At 33.3% G+C, this 19603-nt stretch carries 17 protein-coding genes; 13 read left to right on the top strand and 4 right to left on the bottom strand.

The features are described 5' to 3' along the window. Positions 1-17 precede the first annotated feature (17 nt). Positions 18-251 (top strand): small acid-soluble spore protein Tlp, encoded by a 234-nt coding sequence (tlp, locus tag COJ46_RS03670; protein ID WP_069032372.1) that lies wholly within the window; start codon positions 18-20, stop codon positions 249-251. A 53-nt stretch (positions 252-304) separates the two neighbouring features. Here tlp and COJ46_RS03665 read toward each other — a convergent pair whose 3' ends face one another. The 3 genes from COJ46_RS03665 to COJ46_RS24350 all read right to left on the bottom strand — a co-directional run bounded on the left by COJ46_RS03665 (position 305) and on the right by COJ46_RS24350 (position 2887). Continuing rightward, the gene (locus COJ46_RS03665; protein ID WP_098565701.1) at positions 305-1591 is read right to left on the bottom strand and encodes a glycosyl hydrolase family 18 protein; all 1287 of its coding nucleotides are present in this window, start codon (positions 1589-1591) and stop codon (positions 305-307) included. 260 nt (positions 1592-1851) lie between these two features. Further along, positions 1852-2745, bottom strand: a complete 894-nt coding sequence (locus tag COJ46_RS03660; RefSeq protein ID WP_098565700.1) for a prohibitin family protein — start codon at positions 2743-2745, stop codon at positions 1852-1854. Further along, positions 2726-2887, bottom strand: coding sequence for a hypothetical protein (locus COJ46_RS24350; protein ID WP_176522604.1), 162 nt, complete (start codon positions 2885-2887; stop codon positions 2726-2728). Before COJ46_RS24350 ends, COJ46_RS03660 begins: the two co-directional genes overlap by 20 nt. A gap of 140 nt (positions 2888-3027) precedes the next feature. Between COJ46_RS24350 and COJ46_RS03655 the strand changes: the two genes are divergently transcribed. After that, positions 3028-3450 (top strand): acyl-CoA thioesterase, encoded by a 423-nt coding sequence (locus COJ46_RS03655; RefSeq protein ID WP_097977818.1) that lies wholly within the window; start codon positions 3028-3030, stop codon positions 3448-3450. Between the two features lie 93 nt (positions 3451-3543). Here COJ46_RS03655 and plsY read toward each other — a convergent pair whose 3' ends face one another. Then, positions 3544-4146: a glycerol-3-phosphate 1-O-acyltransferase PlsY gene (gene plsY, locus COJ46_RS03650; protein WP_098565699.1), complete on the bottom strand. Its 603-nt coding sequence runs from the start codon at positions 4144-4146 to the stop codon at positions 3544-3546. A gap of 175 nt (positions 4147-4321) precedes the next feature. Here plsY and COJ46_RS03645 point away from each other — a divergent pair, with 175 nt between their 5' ends. The 11 genes from COJ46_RS03645 (at position 4322) to COJ46_RS03595 (ending at position 19085) form a co-directional block, all read left to right on the top strand. Continuing rightward, a complete protein-coding gene (locus COJ46_RS03645) occupies positions 4322-4996 on the top strand; it encodes a response regulator transcription factor (RefSeq protein ID WP_069032377.1) in 675 nt (224 codons plus the stop codon). Between the two features lie 3 nt (positions 4997-4999). Then, positions 5000-6790 carry a sensor histidine kinase gene (locus tag COJ46_RS03640; protein WP_098565698.1) on the top strand — a complete coding sequence of 597 codons (1791 nt, stop codon included), beginning with the start codon at positions 5000-5002 and terminating at the stop codon, positions 6788-6790. Between the two features lie 81 nt (positions 6791-6871). Then, on the top strand, positions 6872-8065 hold the full coding sequence (locus tag COJ46_RS03635) for a S1C family serine protease (protein WP_097977814.1): 1194 nt from the start codon (positions 6872-6874) through the stop codon (positions 8063-8065). Between the two features lie 245 nt (positions 8066-8310). Next, positions 8311-8721 carry a CoA-binding protein gene (locus COJ46_RS03630; RefSeq protein WP_098565697.1) on the top strand — a complete coding sequence of 137 codons (411 nt, stop codon included), beginning with the start codon at positions 8311-8313 and terminating at the stop codon, positions 8719-8721. Positions 8722-9262: 541 nt separating this feature from the next. Next, entirely contained in the window at positions 9263-11236 is a 1974-nt protein-coding gene (gene parE / locus COJ46_RS03625; protein ID WP_097977810.1) for a DNA topoisomerase IV subunit B, read from the top strand. Next, on the top strand, positions 11236-13668 hold the full coding sequence (gene parC, locus COJ46_RS03620) for a DNA topoisomerase IV subunit A (protein WP_097977809.1): 2433 nt from the start codon (positions 11236-11238) through the stop codon (positions 13666-13668). The genes parE and parC overlap by 1 nt, the downstream gene beginning before the upstream one ends. Before the next feature lie 319 nt (positions 13669-13987). Next, on the top strand, positions 13988-15169 hold the full coding sequence (locus COJ46_RS03615; protein ID WP_097977807.1) for a branched-chain amino acid ABC transporter substrate-binding protein: 1182 nt from the start codon (positions 13988-13990) through the stop codon (positions 15167-15169). Positions 15170-15310: 141 nt separating this feature from the next. Next, the gene (locus COJ46_RS03610; RefSeq protein ID WP_097977806.1) at positions 15311-16294 is read left to right on the top strand and encodes a branched-chain amino acid ABC transporter permease; all 984 of its coding nucleotides are present in this window, start codon (positions 15311-15313) and stop codon (positions 16292-16294) included. A gap of 9 nt (positions 16295-16303) precedes the next feature. Next, entirely contained in the window at positions 16304-17572 is a 1269-nt protein-coding gene (locus COJ46_RS03605; protein ID WP_097977804.1) for an ABC transporter permease subunit, read from the top strand. Positions 17573-17588: 16 nt separating this feature from the next. Further along, on the top strand, positions 17589-18359 hold the full coding sequence (locus tag COJ46_RS03600; RefSeq protein WP_097977803.1) for an ABC transporter ATP-binding protein: 771 nt from the start codon (positions 17589-17591) through the stop codon (positions 18357-18359). An 18-nt stretch (positions 18360-18377) separates the two neighbouring features. Then, complete coding sequence (locus COJ46_RS03595) at positions 18378-19085, top strand: ABC transporter ATP-binding protein (protein ID WP_069032386.1); 708 nt, start codon at positions 18378-18380, stop codon at positions 19083-19085. Positions 19086-19603: the final 518 nt, after the last annotated feature.

Below are 19603 nucleotides of genomic sequence, written 5' to 3'. Positions count from 1 at the left end.
AATTGGAGTGATTTATGATGGAATATACAAATACACCAAAGCCAGATGATCGTAGTGATAATGCAAGAAAAATTCAAGATAATATAAACAATACGAGGGAAAATATTAACGAAGCAGAAGCTTCAATGAAATTCGGAAATGAACAAGATCGTCAAAATGCATTAGCTAAAAATCAACGTCGCGAGGAAGCTATAGCAGCATTAGAAAGTGAACTAAAAGACGAACAAGCATTTAATAATACGAATGACTGATTAAAAAATAAGCTAGGTATTTTGAGTTAGCCTCATAAATACCTAGCTTTTCTTTATGCTCTTTTAACTACATTAAAATTAGCTTCAAGAAGCTCCCAATTTTGAATAAAAGGTAATCCTAATTTCCAATACGATATCCCTCGTATATTCTCTTCTTTTATCAAGTTAAACTTGGCTTGAATTGATCTTGCATCTTCGAACCAAACTTCATGTTTTTGACCATTTGATTCTGTATATCGGAAATGAGGTGCTTTTGCTTTGTTATCAAAAAGGATTTCGTTTGTCATTTGAATTGCTAAATTTGTAGCAGCTTCTGCACTTAATGCTTTAGCCATCGTACCTTGTTTAAATGGAACTTTCCAGTCAAATCCATATAAATTTTGACCCATTACAATTTTTGGTACAGGAATGACAGTTTTCGCATAGTTGATTACTTTACGAACTTGATCAATCGGTGATACGGCCATAGGAGGACCGCCTTGCCAGCCCCAATCATATGTCATGATTACAACAAAGTCGACAACTTTACCTATATTAGCATAATCATGAGCTTCGTAAAATCTACCTTTTTGGTGTGAACTTGTTTTTGGTATTAAAGTAGCGCTCAATATGAATCCTTGAGGTAGCCTTGATTTTACTTTATTTAAAAAATTAATATAAGCTACACGATCAGTTGAAGCAACGTCTTCAAAGTCTATATTTACTTCTCTAAATCCATATTTATTAGCAGTACTAATAATGGTATTTATCAGTTTATCTTGAACTGCTGGACTTTGTAATATATCGGTTGCTAGAGATGTTGAAAACTGTCCATTTTCTAGATTAGAGACAACCATCATATAAATACAGCGATTATCCTTTGCGATTTGAGGAATGTTTCCAAGCGGCGGTTCTGATAGTGTGCCATCTCTTTTTGCATCAAAGCTAAAATGTGCTAAATAGGTTAAAAACTTACTTTCTGTTCGAGCCGATTCTTCAAGAGCTGGTTTAATTGGGTTTGAAGTAGGTTGTAAATAGCCAATTGATTCGATATTTCTTTTTTTCCGTGGTGGAAGATGTAGCTTTTGGCCGACATTTAATGAAGCATATGGACTAATTCCACTTAAAGTTGCGATTTGACTTGATGTTACACCATACGTTAAAGCTAAATCATATAAGTTATCACCGGGTTGAACAAAATATTCGTTTCCTGTAGTTGGTACAACAAGCGATTGACCTTTTATTATTTTATAAGGAGCTACAAGAGCATTTGAATTAATGAGTGCTTGGCGTTCAACTCCATAAAAATCTGCAATACTCATTACTGTTTCTCCACTTTTTACAACATGAATTTGCATCAAGTTTATCTCCTTTCATTAAACGTAGATATTCGTCTCTATTAAATATATGCCAAAGAGTTTGGATTAGAAGAGATTAGGTGGAAAAGCAAATTGAAATTGATTTTGAACATAAAAAACCTAGCCAAAAGCTAAGTTTTGACTGCCCGCCAAACGCTCGCTTTCTTCGTTGCTNNCGCTTGCAATCAGTCTAAAATCAAGTTTTAAGGATTTTCGTATACGCAATGAAACCTAGCTAAAAGCTAGGTTTTTAGGAGAAATATTTATTTTTTTGATTCTTTATCGCTATTTGGATCAAGCGGGAATTGAATGATATTTGAGTTACTGCCTGAGACAGTTGGGAGTTTTCCATCCCATTTCTCTGCTTTTTTGTATTCAATTAATTCATTAGTTAACGTTTGTTGGATTACTTGGTTCGCTTTTGCTTGACCTTGTGCTCGGATTAGTTGTGAATCAGCATCAGCCTTAGCTTCTACTTTTTTCTTTTCTGCTTCAATTTTAGCTGTTTCTAGTTCGATTTTTTTACGATCATTTTCTTGGGCAGCTTGAACACGTGCATCAATTGCATCCTGCGTTTTTGCATCTGGTTTTGGCGTTCCTAGCGTTAAATTTTCAACAAAGAAACCAAGTACTTTTACATCGTCTTTATAAATTGTTTCAATATCAGCTGAGGCATTACTTGATTTCTCACCGTATAATTGTAAAACTGTGTATTTTGATACGGCAATTCGAGCTGCATCTTGTAACCGTTTCTTTAAATAGGTATCCTCAATTTCTTCGATCGACACAGGTCCAAACTCGTTAAACATGGAGACTACTTTAGTAGGATCAATTTTATATGTATATGATAAATCCATTTCAATTCTTTTACCGTCTGAAGTAGCTAATGCAACGTCTTTATATTCTACAGTACGAAGACGGACAGGATATTCGGTAACTTTATCGAATAATCCAACGAAATTCCAACCTTGTGATAATGTGTTTTTCTGTATTCCTCCATTTGGTGAATAGACAACTCCTACATAACCAGGTGTTATTTTTTCAATAAATAATGTTGGAATTGTTGCGATTAAGATTAGTGCAATACCCGCGATAATCCCACCAATTAGTTTAGGATTGAAAAACGAATTCCTTTTTTCATTTGGACGAATTTCCATTATTTTTGTCCTCCTTATCCTTTAAAATATTTTTTACTTTAGCTGATTTCTCTCCAATTTTTTCAAATGTTGGAGAAATAAGAAGCCATACTCCGAATAAAAAAAGTAGGATGATTAAGATTGAGCCCACTAGAACCTTCAAGAAGATCGACCTCCTAATTTCTAATGTTAGAAAATCATTAGACTATTATAAGAAAATTATAACATTTAGGGAAAGTTAAAAAATAGAACAATTATTAATTTTTTGGTAAAGTATTCTGTAGAAGAATAAGAGGTGACTTTATGTTTATTTCAGAAAAATTAGTTGAAGTAAGATATGCAGAAACAGATGCAATGGGTGTTGTGTACCATGCAAATTATTTAGTGTGGTTTGAAATTGGACGTACTCAATTAATAAAAGATTTGGGCTTTAATTATGCAGAAATGGAATCACAGGGTGTCATTTCTCCAGTGATCGATTTGAATGTTTCATACAAGAAAAGTCTACGATATGGACAAACAGCTAAAGTAAAAACAAAAATAAAAACACTTACACCACTTAAAGTGATTTATGAATATGAAATAATGAATGAAGAAGGCGATATTTGCTGCATAGGAAATTCAACACATGTCCTTGTTCATAAAGATACATTTAGACCGATTAAATTTAAGAAAATGTTCCCTGACTGGTATGAAGCATATGAGAAGGCGATGGGGCAAGATTAAAGGGATCGAAGAAGTAAAAAGAGCATGAATAAATAAAAGATTAGAGAGGGAAGACATTAATCTTCAATCTCTAATCTTTAGCTAATCTTGCTTTTAAAATTTTACTTTTGGTTCTGTTTTGTCTTTAATTCTTTTTATATTTGGACGATGTTTATATACGACAAAGATTGATAGTACGATCAAAATATAAGTTATTATGTACCCATTGTCTTTAATTAGTCCAGTGTATTCCATTATAAAAGCTAAAATTGTACCTAAAAAAGCTGTTAACATTGACGAAAGTGAAACGTATTTTGTTGTTTTTAAACTAATTGCGAAGATAATAATTAAGCAGACAAAAAGTAGTGGCGATGCATATAATAAGATTCCTGCAGAGGTTGCTACCGCTTTACCACCTCTAAAACCGGCAAATATTGGATACATATGACCAATAACAGCAACTAGACCGATAATTAAAGGGTGAATCCCATGATAATGGAATAATACAGGTAATGAAGCTGCTAGTGTTCCTTTTAAAATATCTCCAAGTGTTACTATAATACCTGCTTTTTTACCTAATGTGCGGAATGTATTTGTCGCACCAAGATTTCCACTACCGTGTTGACGGATATCTACTCCGTAAAATATTTTTCCAACTACTAAACCGAATGGTACAGATCCGATTAAATAGGCTAGTACAATAATGACCAAACTCATTTTCTAGCTCCTTTTCAAACAATAATAAATTAGTGCAGTATCATATAATTTTATCACAATTTTAAGCGAATATATAGATAGTTGCTTTAGAATATTAATTCAAATGAGGAAACAAAGGACATTTTATTTTAGGTAAAAGTTCTTATATCTATCAATTTTAATGGAAGGAAAAAATATGAACCCGACAGTTTTAATTATTGAAGATGAAAAAAGATTAAGAGAAATCGTAAAAGAGTATTTTGAAAACGATCAGTTTACAGTAATCGAAGCAGAAGATGGAGAACAAGGCATAAAGAAATTTAACGAAAATCAAGTAGATTTAATTATTCTAGATTTAATGCTACCGAAATTAGATGGATGGGAAGTTTGTAAGCTAATTAGAGAGCAATCAAGTATACCAATCATTATGACTACTGCTCGTTCAGAAGAAGAAGATCAATTACTTGGTTTTGATATTGGAACAGATGAATATGTGACAAAGCCATTTAGTCCTAAAATTCTAGTAGCAAAAGCAAAAAGTGTACTTAGAAGAACGGCTGATTTAAAAGAAGACGATAAAGAATCGAAAACGATTTGTGGAATTACAATCAATACCTCGTCAAGGACAGCTTCAATTAATAATGAATTATTACAACTTACGAACAAAGAGTTCGAATTATTATGTTATTTAATTGATAATAAAGGCATCGTATTAACAAGAGATCAATTATTAAATAATATTTGGGGCTTTGATTATTTTGGGGATGGTAGAACAGTTGATACACATATAAAGAAACTTAGACATAAATTGGGAGACAAAGCAAAGCATATAGCAACAGTTATTAGAGTAGGCTATAAGTTTGAGGAGTAGAAGATGAAAAATAGTATAGTCCGTAAACTTTTTTTATCCATAACGTTATTATTAGTTATATTTTTATTAATTGTATTTGTTGGTCAATCAATTTTTATGCAATCTTTTTATACCAATAAGAAAGTAAATATTGTAACAGAAGAACTAACACAATTTGCTAAAGGGTATAAAGCGGGTAAATTTAACAACAATCAGTTTCAACAAGAATTATCCAAACTATATTCCAAATACAATACAACTTTAGCAGTTTTAGATAAAAGAGGGGTATTAAAAGCTGAGAATAATTTTGATTTAACGGTTCTTACGAATGAAGGAAAAAAGGTATATGTACCTTTAAATAATCTATTATATTCGGATCAAATAGAGAGTATTTTAGGTCTTAATATTAAAGAAAATTCAAGGATTACAATCCGAGGTTATGTTCAAGATGATTATTTTATTCCACTCTATATAAAAACGAATATGGGTGTATGGCAAGAGGAAAATCAACCGTCTAACACGGTTCAATTGTCATCTAAAGATAGTCTTCAGGAAATGGTGAATATTGAAATTAAAGGGAAAGTTGTTAATTTACATTTACCAATTGCAAATCAATATACATATTCTGCTCAAATGAACTCATTAATGGGTGCGATAACTGATTGGACAAAGACTAATGAAGATTTTTCTAACTATACTGAGGAGGATTTCCCATTAATTTATCGCTACTTAGACCGAGCAAATGGATTAGAAAATAAAGTTTTTATTTACCCAATTAATACTAATAAAGGTTCAAAAGAAGTTATTTTTGCGATTACATCACTACAACCAGTAAATGAAGCAATGTACGTTTTAAAAGATTTTTATATTTACGCTTTTATTATTGCTTTATTGTTGATTGTGATTGTTTCTTTTTACTATTCGAAATTGATTACGAAGCCATTATTGAAAATGAATTCGGTAACAGATCAATTAGCCAAGTTAAACTTTAACGAGAAAATCGATATTCAATCCGATGATGAAATTGGACAATTATCCAAATCAATTAATTCATTATCCGAGAATTTAGCTAGTACGATTGAAAATTTACAGCAGGCAAATGTTAAATTAATGAAGGATATTGAAAAAGAAAAGCAGTTAGAACAAATAAGAAAAGAGTTTATAAGTGGAGTATCCCATGAGCTAAAAACGCCACTGAGTATCGTGCAAAGTTATGCAGAAGGTTTAAAAGATGGATTAAATATTGAAAAAAATGGTTATTATGCAGATGTAATCCTTGAAGAAGTTGATCGGATGAACGGGTTAGTTGTCGATATGCTTGAACTTTCCAAACTTCAATCAGGAACATACACACTTAAAAGTGAACCTTTCTTAATTGTGGATTGCATAGAAAATGTGATTATTCGCATGTTTGAAAATAGTAGTATTCATTGTCATTTCAATTTTAATCTAGATGAGGATACGCTCGTATTAGGTGAAAAAAGAAAAATAGAACAAGTGATCATTAATATCCTTTCAAATGCTATCCATTATGGAAACCCAGGTAGTGTCATAAAAATGAATTTATTAGATGAAGGGGATTATGTAAATATTTCTATTTTTAATGAAGGTAATCCAATCCCTGCTGATAAAATTGATAAAATTTGGGATCGCTTCTATCGAATTGATGAATCTAGAAATAGACAAAATGGTGGAACAGGATTAGGTTTAGCAATCGTAAAAACAATCCTTGACTTACATCATTCAACTATAAAAGTTCATAATAAGGAAGATGGAGTTGAATTTATTTTTAATTTGAAAAAATATTTGAATTAAATCAAAAAGTTCACAGCAAATACACATGAGTGGGTTAAATTAATATCAATCAAAGATACCTACATATTGGAGGAATGAATTATGGGATATTATGATGAAACAGATTTATACGATGAAAATAATCATAAAAGACAAAAGAGGAGTAGACGTGGAGGGTATCCACTTGTTACAGGCTTTATTGGAGCGATCATTGGAGCTGTAACGATCTCAATCGTATCCCCGGATATTTTTAACTTAACAAATAAAAATGCAAACTTATCAAATGATACGAATACTGTACCAACTCAAGTTATTAATGTATCACGCGAAGATTTAACAACTACGATCCAAAATGCTCGCAAATTTGTAGTAGGAGTTAATAACTATCAATCATCCAATCCATTTTCAATGGAAACGCAAGAAGCTGGATCTGGTTCAGGTGTAGTTTATAAAAAAGTAGGAAATAAAGCTTTAGTAGCGACAAATAACCATGTTGTTGCTGGTGCAAAGCAATTAAAAGTAAAAATGGCAGATGGTCAATTAATTGATGCTAAACTTGTTGGAACAGATGAATTATTAGATTTAGCTGTTGTAGCAATTGATGCAAAATATGTTACGAATATCGCTAAATTAGGTGATTCAGAAAAAATTAACGTAGGTGAAACTGCTATTGCTATTGGAAATCCACTTGGATTTTTAGAAAGTACTGTAACTGAAGGTATTGTAAGTAGTAAAGCACGTGAAATACCACAGGATATCGATGGAGATGGCGTTGCAGATTACCAAACTCAAGTAATCCAAACAGATGCTGCGATTAATCCAGGAAATAGTGGTGGTGCTTTAATCAACGCAAAAGGTGAAGTAATCGGGATTAATTCAAGTAAAATTGCTGAACAAGCTGTTGAAGGAATTGGATTTGCGATCCCAATGAATATTGCAAAACCAGCTTTAGATCAGATCGAAAAATTTGGTGAAGTGACTCGACCTGTAATGGGTGTAGGCTTAAAATCACTTGATGAAATACCGCAATTTAATATCGAAGAAACATTAAAATTACCTGGTTCAGTGACAAAAGGTGCAGTTGTTACACATGTTGATCCAAATACTCCTGCTGCTAAAGTTGGAATGAAACAATTAGACGTTATCGTTGCACTTGATGACAAACCAGTAAGTGACGTAATTACTGTAAGAGAATACCTATATTCACACAAAAAAGTTGGAGATAAATTAAAAATTACTTATTACCGTGATGGTAAATTAACTAATTCAACTTTAACATTAGCTTCTAGTCAATGATTTGACAGGCCATTGACTTAGGAAATATGATAAAAGAATAATAAATAAGCGAAAAGTTTAGTGTAACATATATTTGATTTTTTAAACTGATTGAAAACGCTTGTCTTTCGAGGCGCGAAGGCTGATGAGGAGCGGAGTTACCTAGACAGGTAATTAGCACCGCAGTAAGACGAAGCAACGAAGAAAGCGAGCGTTTTTAACAGTTTGAAGCGCTTATTTATACAGAAAGAAAGGGTGATTAGCAAATGAGTAGATACCCATCAAGAGAAGAAATTGGCAAGATTTTAAAATCAAGTAAAGTAATTGCAGTTGTTGGATTATCAAAAGACCCGTCTAAAACGTCTTATATGGTAAGCAAGGCAATGCAAGATGCTGGATATAAAATTATTCCAGTAAACCCAACAGTTGATACGGTATTAGGAGAAAAAGCAGTAGCGAGTTTAACCGAAATAAATGAAAAAGTTGATATTGTAAATGTATTTAGAAGACCTGAACACCTATTACCTGTAGCACAAGAGTTTCTTAAAATTGATTGCGATGTTTTCTTTGCACAGCTTGGAATTGAAAACGAAGAAGCATATCAATTGTTAAAGGAAAATGGTAAAACAGTCATTATGGATCGTTGTATTAAAGTTGAGCATGCAATGACAAGATAGGCCGTTAAAAAAGCTCACTGTTTCAGACTGGCCATCCAGACGCTCGTTTTCTTCGTTGTGTTGCCTGGCTACGGTGCTCATTACCGCTTAGCGGTAACTTGCGTCAAAACTTGCCTTCGTGCTTCAAAAATCAAGCGCTTTCAATCAGTCTGTAAATTAAATTTTTAAATTTTTAAATCTGGCTCACTGTTAATCAGTGAGTTTTTTTAACGGAAGATCGAGTAGGGAATAAGAACATTAGGGTAATCGAGAAATTGTACTGATGTACATCAAAATAGATTAGCAATTAAAATGCCAGTTTGCATTAACTTTAAAATTGAATTTGTAAGTTAATTTATCAATTTTCAACTTTAAACCTGCATTTTCTTGATACAAAAATCCAGCTCTTTATGAACTTGTCCGATTTTTTTTTTCATGTTCGACTTGTAAGTTAGGAAAAAAACCATTAACATGAACGATTAGAAGAAACATTTTATTTATAATATGATATAATGGAACAAATGTTCTTATGTAAGTGTTTAGTTAGAAAGGAGAAATGGTGTTGGCAAAGAATGAAACAACATATAACGAAGATGCGATACAGGTACTAGAAGGTTTAGAAGCTGTACGTAAACGACCTGGAATGTATATTGGCAGCACAGATAGTAGAGGTCTGCACCATTTAGTTTATGAAATCGTAGATAACTCTGTAGATGAAGCATTAGCTGGTCACGGGACTCAAATAGATGTGGTTATTCATAAAGATAATAGCTTAAGCGTAAAAGACCATGGTCGTGGGATGCCTACTGGAATGCACAAAATGGGAAAACCAACTCCAGAAATTATTTTAACTGTATTACACGCAGGTGGTAAATTTGGACAAGGCGGCTACAAAACAAGTGGTGGTCTACATGGTGTTGGTGCATCAGTAGTAAATGCTTTATCAGAATGGTTAACAGTTGAAATTCACCGTGAAGGAACAATTTACAAGCAACGTTTTGAAGATGGAGGTAAAGCAGTAACTTCATTAGAAATCATTGGTAAGACAAGACGAACTGGTACGACGATCCATTTTAAACCAGATCCAACTATTTTTAGCACGACAAATTTTAACTTTGATACTTTATGTGAAAGACTTAGAGAGTCAGCATTTTTATTAAAAGGTTTAAAAATTACAATTAAAGATGAACGACATGATGCGTTTGAAGAGTTTTATTATGAAAACGGTATCGAAGCATTTGTATCGTATTTAAACGAAGAAAAAGAAGCATTACATCCTGTTGTATTCTTTGACGGATTACAAAATAAAATTGAGGTTGAATTTTCGTTCCAATTTAATGATGGATATTCGGAAACGATGCTTTCTTTCGTAAATAATGTTCGTACAAAAGATGGTGGTACGCACGAAGTTGGTGCAAAAACCGCTTTAACAAGAGCATTTAATGAATATGCAAGAAAAGTAAGTCTTTTAAAAGAAAAAGATAAAAATCTAGATGGAGCGGATATTCGTGAGGGATTAGCTGCAATTGTTTCTGTACGAATTCCTGAAGAACTGCTTCAATTTGAAGGACAAACAAAAGGTAAATTAGGTACTAGTGAAGCAAGATCAGCTGTTGACTCAGTAGTTTCGGATCAATTAGCTTATTTTCTGGAAGAAAATCCAGACATTGCAACTTCATTAGTAAAGAAATCTATAAAAGCTTATCAAGCTAGAGAAGCTGCAAGAAAAGCACGTGAGGAAGCAAGAAGTGGTAAAAAGAGAAAGCGTTCAGAAACTTCATTAAGCGGTAAGCTCACACCTGCACAGTCACGTAACCCACAGAAAAATGAATTATACCTAGTTGAGGGTGATTCAGCTGGTGGAAGTGCGAAACAAGGCCGTGATCGACGTTTCCAAGCAATCTTGCCTTTACGTGGTAAAGTTATCAATACCGAGAAGGCAAAACTAGCTGACATAATGAAAAATGAAGAGATTAATACGATTATTCATGCGATTGGTGCAGGAGTAGGTAGTGATTTTGATATTGATGATGTTAACTATGACAAAATCGTTATTATGACCGATGCTGATACAGATGGAGCGCATATTCAAGTACTTTTATTAACATTCTTTTACCGCTATATGAAGCCACTAGTAGAAGCTGGTAAAGTTTATATTGCCTTACCTCCTTTATTCAAAGTAAGTAAGGGTACTGGAAAAAAAGAAGTAATCGAATACGCTTGGTCAGAGGTAGATCTACAAGATGCAATCAAAAAAGTTGGTAAAGGGTATATGATTCAGCGTTATAAAGGACTTGGTGAGATGAATGCTGACCAACTTTGGGATACAACGATGGATCCAGAAACGAGAACACTTATTCGTGTGAAAATTGATGATGCCGCAAGAGCGGATCGTCGTGTAACTACATTAATGGGTGATAAAGTTGAACCTAGACGTAAGTGGATTGAATCGAATGTAGTATTTGATTTAGATGAAGAGGATAAAATTTTAAACAATGAGCAAGTTGAAGTAGAGTCAGAAGGGAGCGATGTCTGATGCAATCATCGGAAAAATTATATAATATCCCTTTAGAAGATATAATAGGTGACCGCTTTGGTCGATATAGTAAGTATATTATTCAAGAACGAGCATTACCTGATGCTCGTGACGGATTAAAGCCAGTTCAACGCCGTATTTTATATTCAATGCACGTTGAAGGAAACACGCAAGACAAGCCTTACCGTAAATCTGCTAAAACAGTCGGAAATGTAATTGGTAATTACCATCCTCATGGTGATACTTCTGTTTATGATGCAATGGTACGACTAAGTCAAGATTGGAAATTAAGAAATGTATTAGTTCAAATGCATGGAAATAACGGTAGTATTGATGGAGACCCGCCTGCAGCTATGCGTTATACGGAAGCTAGGTTATCAGCAATAGCAAGTGAACTATTGAGAGATATTGATAAAGAAACAGTTGATTTTGTGCCCAACTTTGACGATACGAGTATGGAGCCAGTTGTTTTACCATCAATGTTTCCAAATTTATTAGTTAACGGTAGTACTGGAATCTCTGCTGGATATGCAACTGAAATACCTTCGCACCACCTTGGAGAAGTAATCGATGCGACGATTATGCGCATTGAAAATAAAAACTGTTCAGTAGATGAATTAATGACCGTAATCCACGGTCCTGATTTTGCTACTGGAGGGATTATTCAAGGGGTAGATGGTATTAAAAAAGCTTATGAAACAGGAAAAGGAAAAATCATTATTCGAAGCCGAGTTCATACCGAGGATTTACGTGGTGGAAAACAGGCATTAATTATTACAGAAATTCCTTCAGAAGTGAATAAAGCGAATTTAGTAAAGAAAATGGACGAGGTTCGTCTTGATCGAAAAGTAGATGGCATTACGGAAGTACGCGATGAAACAGATCGTACAGGACTACGTATTGTCATTGAACTGAAAAAAGATGCAAATAACGAAGCGATTTTAAATTATTTATATAAAAATACTGAGCTTCAAATACCTTATAACTTCAATATGGTTGCGATTTATAATCGTACACCAAAACAGATGTCATTACCGGCAATTCTTGATGCTTATATTGAACATCAAAAAGAAGTCATTACAAATCGTTCAAATTTTGATTTAAGAAAAGCGAAAGCTCGCCAACATGTTGTAGAAGGTTTAATGAAGGCTTTATCAATTTTAGATGAAGTGATTACAACAATCCGTTCTGCAAATGATAAACGCGATGCAAAAGATAAGTTAATCGCTCAATTTGAGTTTACTGAACTACAAGCTGAAGCGATTGTTATGTTACAGTTATATCGTTTAACAAATACTGATATTACTGCATTACAAGAAGAAGCAGATGAGTTAGATAAAAAGATTAAACAGCTAGAAGCAATTTTAAACAGTGAAGCAAAATTATTGTCAGTGATCAAAACAGACTTAAAGAAAATTAAGTTAAAATATGCAGACGACAGACGTTCAACCATTCAAGAAGAAATTGAAGAAATTAAAATTTCTAGAGAAGATATAATTGCTCAAGAAGACGTCGTTGTCACCGTTACAAGTGAAGGATATGTTAAACGAACTAGTCCAAGATCATATTCAGCATCGAATGGTAAAGATTACGGTATGAAAGAAGGCGACCGTTTAATTTATCAAATAGAAAGTACAACGACGGATACTCTAATTTTATTTACATCAAAAGGTAACTATTTATATTTACCAATTCATGAAATGCAGGATATCAGATGGAAAGATATGGGGCAACATGTTGCTAATATTATTCCTATTGAACGAGATGAAGCAATTCTTTCTGCTACGGTCGTAAATAATTTTGAAGAAAATAAAGATTATATTTTATTTGTCACTAAAAATGGTGTTGTAAAGCGTACAAGTATACAGCAATTAAAAGTACAACGATATTCTAAACCACTTGTCGGTATGTCAATTAAATCTGATGATTCCTTAATTTTTGCTGGTGTCACTTCAGAAACTGATCAAGTGTTATTGGCTACAAGTTCAGGATATACATTGTTATTTACTGTTGAAGAGATTAGTATTCAAGGCTTAAGAGCTGGTGGAGTTAAAGGAATTAACTTAAAGGATCATGATTTTGTTGTTTCTGCAGACACAATTAGTAATGAAGTGAAAGAAATATTCTGTGCAACACATCGAGGGGCAATTAAAAAAATGAAACTCGATACAATCTCTCAAAGTTCTAGAGGTTCCCGAGGTGTTAAAGTACTACGAGATTTAAAAAATAATCCTCATTTGCTAATTGGGGTATACGCAATAAATGAAAATGATATGTTTGCTTTATTAAGTAAATCTGGACAATTTGAGACAGTTGACCCAACTGATTTAAGAAATAGTGATCAATATAGTAATGGATCATTTGTTATGGATACAGATGATTCTGGTGAAATAAAGACGATCATTCGATATAAAAAAGAAGAAAATAATTAAAATTTGGCCTATTCCAAGCTTTTTGGAATAGGTTTTTTTGTCGAATTTGTCGAAAAACGTAAAATGATACTAGGAAAATATTTTTTAAGGATTTAACCTAGTAAAACACATTAAAATCTTTTAATTTTATATTTCAGAAATAAGGAAAAAAGGTTTTTAATGATTTTTTAATGGGAATAATTACCTAAAATAACAATGAATCGACATAATTGTCGAAATATTTTGAATCAAAAGAACTTGTCTAACGAAAAAATATAGCTTACTATTTTCTTAAGAATTTTAAATTTTCAAAAAAATAGGTTTTTAAGGGGGCGTACATATGGTTTTTAAGAAGGGGTTTGCAATTTTAGCATCAGTATCGTTAACTGCGGGTATTTTAGCAGGCTGTGGTAGTAATAGTTCAAAGGATGGGAACCAAGTCATTAAAATTGCAACAAATACACCATTATCTGGTAATAATGCAATTTTAGGTGAGTCCATTAAACTTGGAGCACAGCTTGCATTAGAAGATCAAAAAGCAGCTTTCAAAAAATTAGGCTTTGATTTAAAGATTGTGCCTTATGATGACCAAGGGGATCCAAAAAAAGGTGTAGCAAATGCTGAGCAGTTAGCTGCAGACAATAAAATCCTTGGTGTTGTTGGACACTTAAACTCTGGTGTAGCAATTCCTTCTTCTGTAAAGTATGAGAAAGACCATATCGTAATGGTATCTCCTTCAAATACTGCAAATGAAGTAACTGATCGTGGATTAGGAGTAGTTAACCGAATTTGTGCTCGTGATGACTTCCAGGGTCCTGCAGGTGCAAATTTCGCTGTTAATACTTTAAAAGCTAAAAATATTTTTATCATTCAAGATAAAACACCTTATGGAACTGGTTTAGCAAATGAATTCAAAGCTGCTGCAGAGAAATTAGGCGCTAAAATTTTAGGTGAAGAAGGGATCTCAATCGGAGATAAAGACTTTAACGGAGTACTAAACAATGCAATTGCGAAAAAGCCTGATTTAGTATTCTTCGGTGGACTTTATGCTGAAGGTGGAATTTTATTAAAACAAGCTCGTGAAAAAGGATTAAACATCCCATTCATGGGTGGAGATGGAATGGACTCTTCAGGTTTAGTTGATATTGCTGGAGATGCTGTTAAAAACTTCTATTATACTTCAGTAGCTGGTGATACGTTAAAAACAGATAAAGGTAAAGCTTTTGCTGACGCTTATAAATCTAAATTTAATAAAAACATTGAATCGTTCTCATCTTACGGATATGATTCTGCTGGTGTTTTATTAGAAGGATTAAAAAATGCGATCAATGATAATAAAGGAAAAACGCCAACTCGTGAACAAGTTGAAAAAGCAGTACGTGCAATCCAAGATTATGATGGTGTAGTAACGAAGGTGGGCTTCGACGATAAAGGGGACAACAAATACGCGAAAGTATTTATTTATACGTTTAAAGAAGCTAAATACCCTGGTACTCAAGAAGGCGAAGTTACTAAACCATAATTAGAAACAAACCCTACCAGTCTTAAAGAAAAGAGTATCCTGTAAAATGTGATACTCTTTTTCTCTCAATAAGATGAGAAAATTGTAAAATTTTGGAAATTAATAGGAAATAAACTACATTATTTATAGGAGGTCTTATACATGAATGAAGTAATCCAAACACTACCTCAAGTTCTAATAGACGGTCTTGTTTTAGGAGCAGTATATGCAATCGTAGCACTCGGTTACACGATGGTTTATGGGATATTGGAACTAATCAATTTTGCACATGGTGAAATATTTATGGTGGGTGCGTTTATTGGTACTGCAGTATTAATTACATTTACTGGTTTAGGTTTATTAAGTAGTTTACCTGCAATTATCGTGTTAGCAATTGTTTTAATAATAGCTTCATTAGCAACTGGTTTCCTAGGAATGGGGATCGAAAGAGTTGCGTATCGTCCATTACGAAAAGCACCAAAGTTAATTACACTAATTACAGCAATCGGTATTTCATTTTTACTACAAGATATCGTACGTTTTATTGCTGAATTAAAAGAAGGAAATTACATTATTACTGGCCCATCACTATTTTCTGGACAACACCAAATTAAAACTAGCACAATTCTTTCTTCATTTGGAAATGCACAAATTAAATCAGCATCAATCATTATTTTAGTCGTTGCAGTTGTAATGATGATTTCATTAGATTACTTCATCAATAAAACAAAATGGGGTACAGCAATGCGTGCAGTTGCACAGGATCGTGAAACTGCATCATTAATGTCTGTAAACGTTAATAAAGTCATCTCTTTAACATTCTTTTTAGGTTCTGGATTAGGTGGTGCAACTGGCGTACTATTTGCATTACAGTACAGCACTATTGATCCGTATATCGGTTTTATTTTAGGCCTAAAAGCATTTACTGCTGCAGTATTAGGTGGAATCGGAAATATCCGTGGTGCAATGTTTGGCGGTTTATTAATCGGTGTAATCGAAGTGTTTGCAGCAACAAATTTATCAACTTTAACTCATGGCATTTTCCCATCAGAATATAAAGATGTTGTTGCATTTGGAATTTTAATTCTAGTTCTAATATTCAAGCCAGAAGGTTTATTAGGTAAACCTGTAGCTGAGAAAGTGTAGGTGAATTAGATGAAGAGCTTATTAAATGGGTTAAAACAATCAAATAAACTACAAGGTATGTTCTTAGGAGCTTATATCGTTGTTACATCATTAGGATTATACTTTTTGCAAGAATCGGTAACGGCATTTCTATTAATCTTGTTCTCACTTTACTTATTATATAAAACTAATTTTCCAGTCAAATTAAAATGGAGCATTGGAATCTTAGTTTTAACCGTGATAATGCCTTATGTTGCATCACAAGGTACAGCATTTGAATCATATATGGGTGTAGCGACTTTAGTTGGAATCTATGTTGCAATGGCACTTGGATTAAACGTAGTAGTTGGTTTAGCGGGCCTATTAGATTTAGGATTCGTTGCCTTCTTTGCAATCGGTTCATATACTTATGCAATTTTTTCGACTAAACAAGTTACGAATTTCTTACATTTTGATTTCCTTCCGTTTTCAGGAAACTCATTTTGGGTATTTATCATAATAGGTGGAATTATCGCTGCAATTGCAGGTGTATTATTAGGTATTCCAGTACTACGTGTAAAAGGTGATTATTTAGCAATTGTAACACTAGGCTTTGGTGAAATTATTCGAATTGTATTTAATAACTTAGATAAACCGATAAATATTACTGGAGGAGCACAAGGTATTTCTTCGATTCCAGCTCCTACTATTTTTGGATTAGAGATTGATAATTCTGGGCAATTTTATTATGTCGTGTTAGTTGTTTTATCAATCGTCATTTTAGCTGTTACTAGATTACAAGATTCTAAGCTAGGACGTTCTTGGAAGGCGGTACGTGAGAATGAAATCGCTGCACAAGCATCAGGTATTCACTTAGTACGTACGAAATTAATTGCATTTGCAATCGGTGCATCTTTCTCAGGAATGATGGGAGTAGTTTTCTCTGCAAAGCAAATGTTTATTGACCCAACAAGCTTTACATTACTTGAATCGATTACGATCTTAGTAATGGTTATTTTAGGCGGAATGGGTAGTGTTCCAGGTGTTATCCTTGGAGCAGCACTTGTAACAATCTTAAATCTACAAGTGTTAACAGAAGTAACAAACTATTTAAACCAATTAACATTAGATGGAGTTATTAACTTACCACCAGCTCTATCGCCTTCTAAAATGCAACGTATGATTTTCGGACTTATTTTAGTACTTGCAGCAATTTTCAGGCCAAAAGGATTATTGCCTGCCAAAAATAAGGTTGTTCCAAAAGAAGACGTCGTAGATCAAACTGTAGTCGAAGAAAAAACACGCACAGTTTCATTTTAAGAGAGGAGGCTATCAAATGTTAAAAACAACGAATTTAACGAAAAACTTTGGCGGTTTAACAGCTGTAAATAATGTAAATATTGATATTAAAGAAGGCTCAATTACAGCGGTAATTGGACCAAATGGAGCTGGAAAAACAACATTCTTTAATATGATTACAGGTGTGTACACTCCTAGTAGTGGAGAAATTTTGTTAGGGAATGAGAGTTTAATAGGGTTAAAACCACATACTGTTAATAAAAAAGGGATCGCGCGTACATTCCAAAATATTCGTCTATTTAATAGTATGACTGCTTTAGAAAATGTCATGGTAGGAATGCATCAGCATTTAAAGTATGGTGTTTTTTCAACAATATTCCATTTGCCTAAATTTAAAAAAGCAGAAAAAACGGCAATGAAAGAAGCATATAAATGGTTAGAATACGTCGGATTAGCTGAATTTTATAATGAGGAAGCATCGAGTCTATCATACGGTGCACAAAGACGACTTGAAATCGCTCGTGCATTAGCATCTCAACCAAGAATCTTACTTTTAGATGAGCCAGCTGCGGGGATGAATCCGAAAGAAACGAAAGAATTGACTGATTTAATCTATCAAATGAGAGATGACCTTAACTTAACAATCGTCTTAATCGAGCATGATATGAAGCTTGTTATGGAAATATCCGAGTATCTATTTGTACTTGATCATGGCGAAAAAATTGCAGAAGGAAAACCACTTGAAATTCGAAATAATCAAAAAGTAATTGAAGCATATTTAGGAAAAAGTGCAGTGACTACTGCATAGTGAAAGGAGTACGAAAAAATGACGCTATTACAATTAAAAGATATTAACTCTTTTTACGGTGGTATTCAAGCACTGAAAAATATTAACATTGAAGTAAATGAAGGTGAAATTGTAACGTTAATTGGAAGTAACGGTGCTGGAAAATCTACTACTCTAAAAACGATTTGTGGCCAAGTTAAACCAAAATCTGGAACGCTGATTTATAAAGGTGAAGAAATAATAAAGCTACAATCTCATGAAATTGCCTTAAAAGGAATCGCCCATGTACCAGAAGGAAGAAGAATTTTTTCTAAATTAAGTGTAAAAGAAAATTTAGAGATGGGTGCTTTCTCAGTTAAAGATAAAAAACTAATCGCTGCTCGCATGGAAATGGTATTTGATTATTTTCCAAGACTGAAAGAGCGTTTAAGCCAAAAAGGTGGTACGATGAGTGGAGGAGAACAACAAATGCTAGCGATTGGTAGAGGACTGATGATGGGACCATCCTTGCTAATGCTAGATGAGCCATCTATGGGTCTTGCTCCAATTATCGTTGAACAAATATTTGAAATCATTGAGCAATTAAATAAACAAGGAATGACAATCTTATTAGTCGAACAAAACGCTTACCAAGCATTACAAATTGCTCACCGCGGGTATGTAATTCAAACTGGTGAGATCCAAATGGTTGGTGAAGGAAAGACATTAATGAATAATGAAGAAGTGAAAAAAGCCTATTTAGCTTAATGAATCTGCAAATCAAAAATAGATAAAAAAAAAGGGATGTATCATGAGTCGGGTCAACTGACATATGAACATCTCTTTTTTGATGTGAATGAGTGTGAAAATTAATATAAAGAGTAGATATCTAGGAGGCAATGATCATTTTAAGTCTATTTCCAGACTTATATAAAGATAAATGGCAGATTTGAATTAGTATTTTAGGGTTTATGAAGAAATATGCTTGATTTACATTCGATCGTATCCACGATGAGCTAATAATTCAGTATAGATACCTTTACGGGTATTGGTAATTTTTTATTTTATTTGCAGATTTGGTGATTAAAATTGCAGAATCGGTAATTTTATTTGCAGATTCACTGATTTTATTGCAGTCCGCCATTCATTTGCAAGTTTTCAACGTTTATTTGCACTATTAAGTTTCTTATTTGCTGCTCTTTAAGGTTTATTTGCAGTTCAATCGGTCGGTACCTTACTAATATTTTCCCAATAATATAAAAGAGGGAACCCCTTAAGGATTCCCT

The organism is Bacillus sp. AFS077874 (assembly GCF_002566505.1).
In the GTDB taxonomy this organism is placed as follows: Bacteria; Bacillota; Bacilli; order Bacillales; family Bacillaceae_G; genus Gottfriedia.
The sequence above is the reverse complement of the archived record's forward strand: the minus strand, read 5'-3'. Positions and strand labels throughout refer to the sequence as shown.